The sequence below is a fragment of the Streptomyces flavofungini genome (assembly GCF_041028215.1).
In the GTDB taxonomy this organism is placed as follows: Bacteria; Actinomycetota; Actinomycetes; order Streptomycetales; family Streptomycetaceae; genus Streptomyces; species Streptomyces flavofungini_B.
This window is the reverse complement of sequence record NZ_JASKYR010000834.1, coordinates 1-4207: the sequence shown is the minus strand read 5'-3', so window position 1 is coordinate 4207 and position 4207 is coordinate 1. Positions and strand designations below refer to the sequence as shown.

Sequence of the window (4207 nt, the reverse complement as noted above, 5' to 3'; positions counted from 1 at the left end):
GCCGACGAGCCCGGGGTCTTCTACGCCTCCCACGTGCACAACCCCTACTTCCTCCAGGGCACCAAGACCTACGTCCACGAGCTCTGGGAGGACCTGGGCGGGCGGCTGCCCGATGTCCTCGTCGTGCCCGTCGGCAACGGAACGCTGCTGCTGGGCGCCGCGCTCGCGGTGCGCGAGCTGCACACGTCCGGTCTCATCGCGAAGGCGCCCGCGCTGTACGCGGTGCAGTGCGCGGCGGTCGCGCCGCTCGCCGACGCCTGGCGGGCCGGGGCCGACGACCTGGTGGGCGAGACCCCGGCGGCGGCCACGGCCGCGGAGGGCATCGCGGTCCCCCGGCCGCCCCGCGCACGGCAGATCCTGCGCGCCGTGCGGGACTCGGGCGGCACCTTCCTGACCGTGACGGAGGACCAGATCGCGGCGGCCCAGCTCGACCTGGCGGCACGCGGCCTCTACGTCGAGTCGACAGGCGTGGCCTGCTGGGCCGCCGTACGCGAGGGCGCGCTCGGCGGACGCACGGCCGTGGTCCCGCTCTGCGGGGCGGGAGCGAAGACGGGTCTCGCGAGCGCGTCGGGCGGCTGACGGCGGGCAGGGGTGGGACCGCCGTGCGGCGGCCCCGCTGCGGACCTACTGCCGCAAGGCGCTCAGCAGACGGCGTCCGGCCGCCGCCGCGTCCGGGCGGGCGGCCGTGTCCGGGGCCCGGCGGGCTCCCCTGGGGCGCAGGGCGAGGGCCTCGGCGACGGCCCGGGCACCGACGGCACGGCTCTCGTACTCCCCGGGGTCCATGAGGAAGGCCAGGGACGCGGCGGCCAGGACGCCGGGGATGCGGGGATGTCCCGTCGGCATGCCGGAGAGCAGCAGACCGGCCTCGACCGTGCCCGCGTACTCCGGGTCGGCGTCGGGCCGTGGCCGGGGGCAGAGGAGCCTGGGCAGGCTCCGGCCGCCGAGCCGCTCGTACCCGCCGTCGAGGAGGGCCCGTGCCACCTCGGCGTAGCCCGCCCGGCAGGGCGTGTCCGGGCCCGGGGGCACAGGGCCGGTGTCCGCGCCGACCCGTGCGAGCACGGCCGCGCAGACACCCGTACGGACGTCCGGCGGCGGATGCTCCCCCGGCCCGGCGGCGTCCGCCGCCGTCTCCCCGGGGCCCAGCGTCGCGAGCACCTCGGCGAGCACTCCGGGGTAGGCCGCCCCGCACACCAGCGTCGCGCACACGTCGGCGAAGACCTCCCCCGCCCAGCGCCGCCACCTCGGCAGCTCCTCCGGGGGCAGCGCGGCGGACGCGAGGCGGCGGCCGATCTCGGGCGTCAGGGCGAAGTCGTCCTCGATGTGGTGGCCCGCCTCGTGGGCGACGGTCAGCAGCGCGGGCAGGTGCGAGCCGTAGTACCAGGGGATGTCGATGACGGGGAACGGCAGGCTGCGGGCGAGGCGGGCGCCCTCGCTGGTGTGGATGCCGCCGCGCGGGAGGAGCTCGCGGTACTGGCCCCCGCGCCGGTGGGCCCGTGGCGCGGCCTCGCGGCTGAAGGAGACCAGCGGCGGCTCCTTGGCCGGCGTGCCCTCCACGCCGAGCGCGACGGTGAGCGGAGCCTCGTAGCAGGACCAGGCGATCTCGTCGGCGGCGTCGAGGCAGTCGCGGTACTCCGTCATCCGCCGCAGCGCGAACTTCGAACGGAAGTAGTCCCATACGTGGTGCAGGTCGAGGACGAGGACCGGCAGCCCCGAGCGTTCGCCCGCCGCGAGCCGGGCGCGCGCGTCGCTCAGGCCCTCGGTCAGCATCACCTCCACCGCGAGGAGCTGGCTGTGGTGCTTCTCCAGCGGGGGCGGAGCGTTCCGGGCACCGGACCGGGGGGCGCGCCGGGTGGTGAGCGCCCGCCAGGAGGCCAGTTCGTCGCGCAGCCCGTCCAGGAGCCGCCCGAGGACGGCGTCCTGGGGGCCGCTGTTCACGTCTCCCCGATCGGGCGCTGGAGGAGCGAGGACCCGGCCGCGTACAGGGCCGTGGCCCGGCGGGCGTCGTCGTCGTCCACGAAGGCGACCCCGCGGTCCCCGGCGACCGGGACGGAGGGGGTGCGCAGCTTCCGTACGGCGTACGCCACCGGGTCCTGGTCCGAGAGCGACTGGTAGAAGCCGATGACGTGTTCGAGGCCGCCCTCGGGGAAGAGGCCGGTGCCCACCACGGCCGGGCAGTCGCCGAGCCGGAACAGATGCGCCGCGAAGAGGTTGCGCAGCGTGAGCTGGACGTGGATGTCCACCTCCGAGCCCGGACACGGCGGATCGAGCACGATCAGCGGCCGGCGCCCCGGCTCGAACCCGGCGAGCCAGCGCGAGAGCTGCACCGGGAACAGGTCCGAGCCGCGGGCCTTGCTGGCGAGCCTGCGCGCGTGCCCGGCGGGCGAAAGCTCCAGATAGGGCATGCCGTCGCGCTGGCGCAAGGGCGCGGCCACATGCAGGATGTCGACCTCCTCGGGGGGCGAGGCCAGGCGCTTGGCCAGGTCGGTCTCCGGTTCCACCACCAGGAGCTTGACGGGGAACCGGCCGAGCAGCGGCCGCCTGCCCCGCAGCCAGTACGACAGCGGCACCGAGCTCTCGTCCTGCTTCGCGCTGAGTACCAGGACCTTGCGGGTCCCCGGCAGGCTGGGGGCGAGCCGCTGCAGCTCCCACCGGGTCGCGTCGTCCACCAGCGGCCACTCGGCGGTCAGCGCGCCGGGCTGGAGCAGGGCGAGGGCCTCACGGGTCTGCGGGCCCACGATGCCGTCGACGTCGATGCCGAGCCCGAACCGGCGGTTGAGGGCGAGCTGGAGCCAGCAGGCGTCCACGCGGCGGGCGGCGGTGGGCAGGGTGCGGTAGAGCACCGGCTGGTCCCGCACGCCCATCTCGTCGAGGGCGGCCTGAAGGGTCATCTCCCAGGGCAGCGCGTGGGCGACGGGGTCCTCCGACTCCAGGCGGACGCACCGGGGGCGCCGCTTCTCCGGCCTGCTCAGGGCGGTGCGGAGCTGCCACATGTCGGCGTGCCAGGTGGCGAGCTTCGCCGGGTCGGGCGAGGCCTGGTCGTCCACCGGGTCGATGTCCGGCCTGGCCCGCAGCGTGAGGCTCCGCTCACCCGGCCAGTCGTGGAAGAGCCGCAGGTCGCCCGGGGGGACGTCGGCGTCGAGCAGGGCGGGACGCTCCATGTCGGCCAGGAGTTCGCGCACCCGGTCCCGCACACCCGGCACCCGGATGCGCCGGGCGCAGTCCGAGAGCTGTACGGGGACGCTGCGCGCGCTGCCCTCGCCGCGCTCGGCGAGCTTGATGGCCCGGTCGAGCGCCGCCTCGGCCGCCGTGCGGTCGGGGTCGATCCCGGCGCGCAGCACCAGCGCGGCGAGCGCCAGCGGGGCGTGGGGGACGCGGGGTGTGCCGCTGGGCACCGGCGGCCGCTGCTCCCACGGCACCCGGTCGAGGAGCCGCAGGGCCAGCTCCGGCTGGTTCAGGCGGGCGGCGACGCGCGCGCACCGCCAGACCACGAGCCGTCCCGCCTCCCGGCGTTCGACGACGGTGCCTGCCATGCGGGCGAGGTCCGCCGGGTCCGCCTCACCGCGTACCTCGGCGATCAGAAGCCCGCCCAGGGCGTCGTCGGGGTCGCCGCGGCGGGCCCGCATCCCGAAGAATGGGCGCAGCAGCGGCCAGGGCACCTTGCCCTTCAGTACGGGGTTGTCGACGAGGTCGCGCAGAGTGGCGAGCCTGGCCTCGGCGGGCCGTACCTCCTTCAGGGCAGCCACCAGGCGCTTCAGTGGCTTGTCGGGCGGTCCTTCGTCGGCGAGGGTCGCGACGCTGCACAGGGCGTGCAGGGGCCGGACCAGGGCGGGCAGTTCCTCGTAGGGCAGCGGCACGGTCCTCACCGCCGTGGGCTTGCCCGAGCGCTGGGCCCACTCCAGGGCCAGGAGCATCAGGCGCAGGGCGAACTCCGGGTCCTGGCCCGGAGCCTCCTTGGGCTCCAGGAGGGGGTGGGCGGCGGTGAGGTCCATGCTGTCGCGGAGCAGGAAGCGGGCGTACAGGTAGTGGCACTCGGGTTCGCCCGCGAGGTAGCCCAGTTCGGACCAGAGCCCGGTCGCGCTGGTGAAGCAGTCGTCGGCGCCCGCCAGTTCCTGGAGTTCGCCGAGGGCGACCCCGCGGAGCTGGGCGTTCTGGGCGAGCTGGCGGTAGCGCTCGGCGTCGTGGACCTGTTCGGCGGCGGCGTCGGCCC

The 4207-nt window shown here is 76.0% G+C and carries 3 protein-coding genes; 1 reads left to right on the top strand and 2 read right to left on the bottom strand.

The window, feature by feature from the left end; genetic code table 11:
- On the top strand, positions 1 to 579 hold a 579-nt coding region (locus tag AB8Z36_RS35225; RefSeq protein ID WP_369217461.1), incomplete at its 5' end, for a pyridoxal-phosphate dependent enzyme.
- A 45-nt stretch (positions 580 to 624) separates the two neighbouring features.
- Here AB8Z36_RS35225 and AB8Z36_RS35220 read toward each other — a convergent pair.
- Both AB8Z36_RS35220 and AB8Z36_RS35215 read right to left on the bottom strand, forming a co-directional pair.
- A complete protein-coding gene (locus AB8Z36_RS35220) occupies positions 625 to 1935 on the bottom strand; it encodes a hypothetical protein (RefSeq protein WP_369217460.1) in 1311 nt (436 codons plus the stop codon).
- A partial coding sequence (locus AB8Z36_RS35215; protein WP_369217459.1) for a hypothetical protein occupies positions 1932 to 4207 on the bottom strand: 2276 nt, incomplete at its 5' end. The genes AB8Z36_RS35215 and AB8Z36_RS35220, both read right to left, overlap by 4 nt.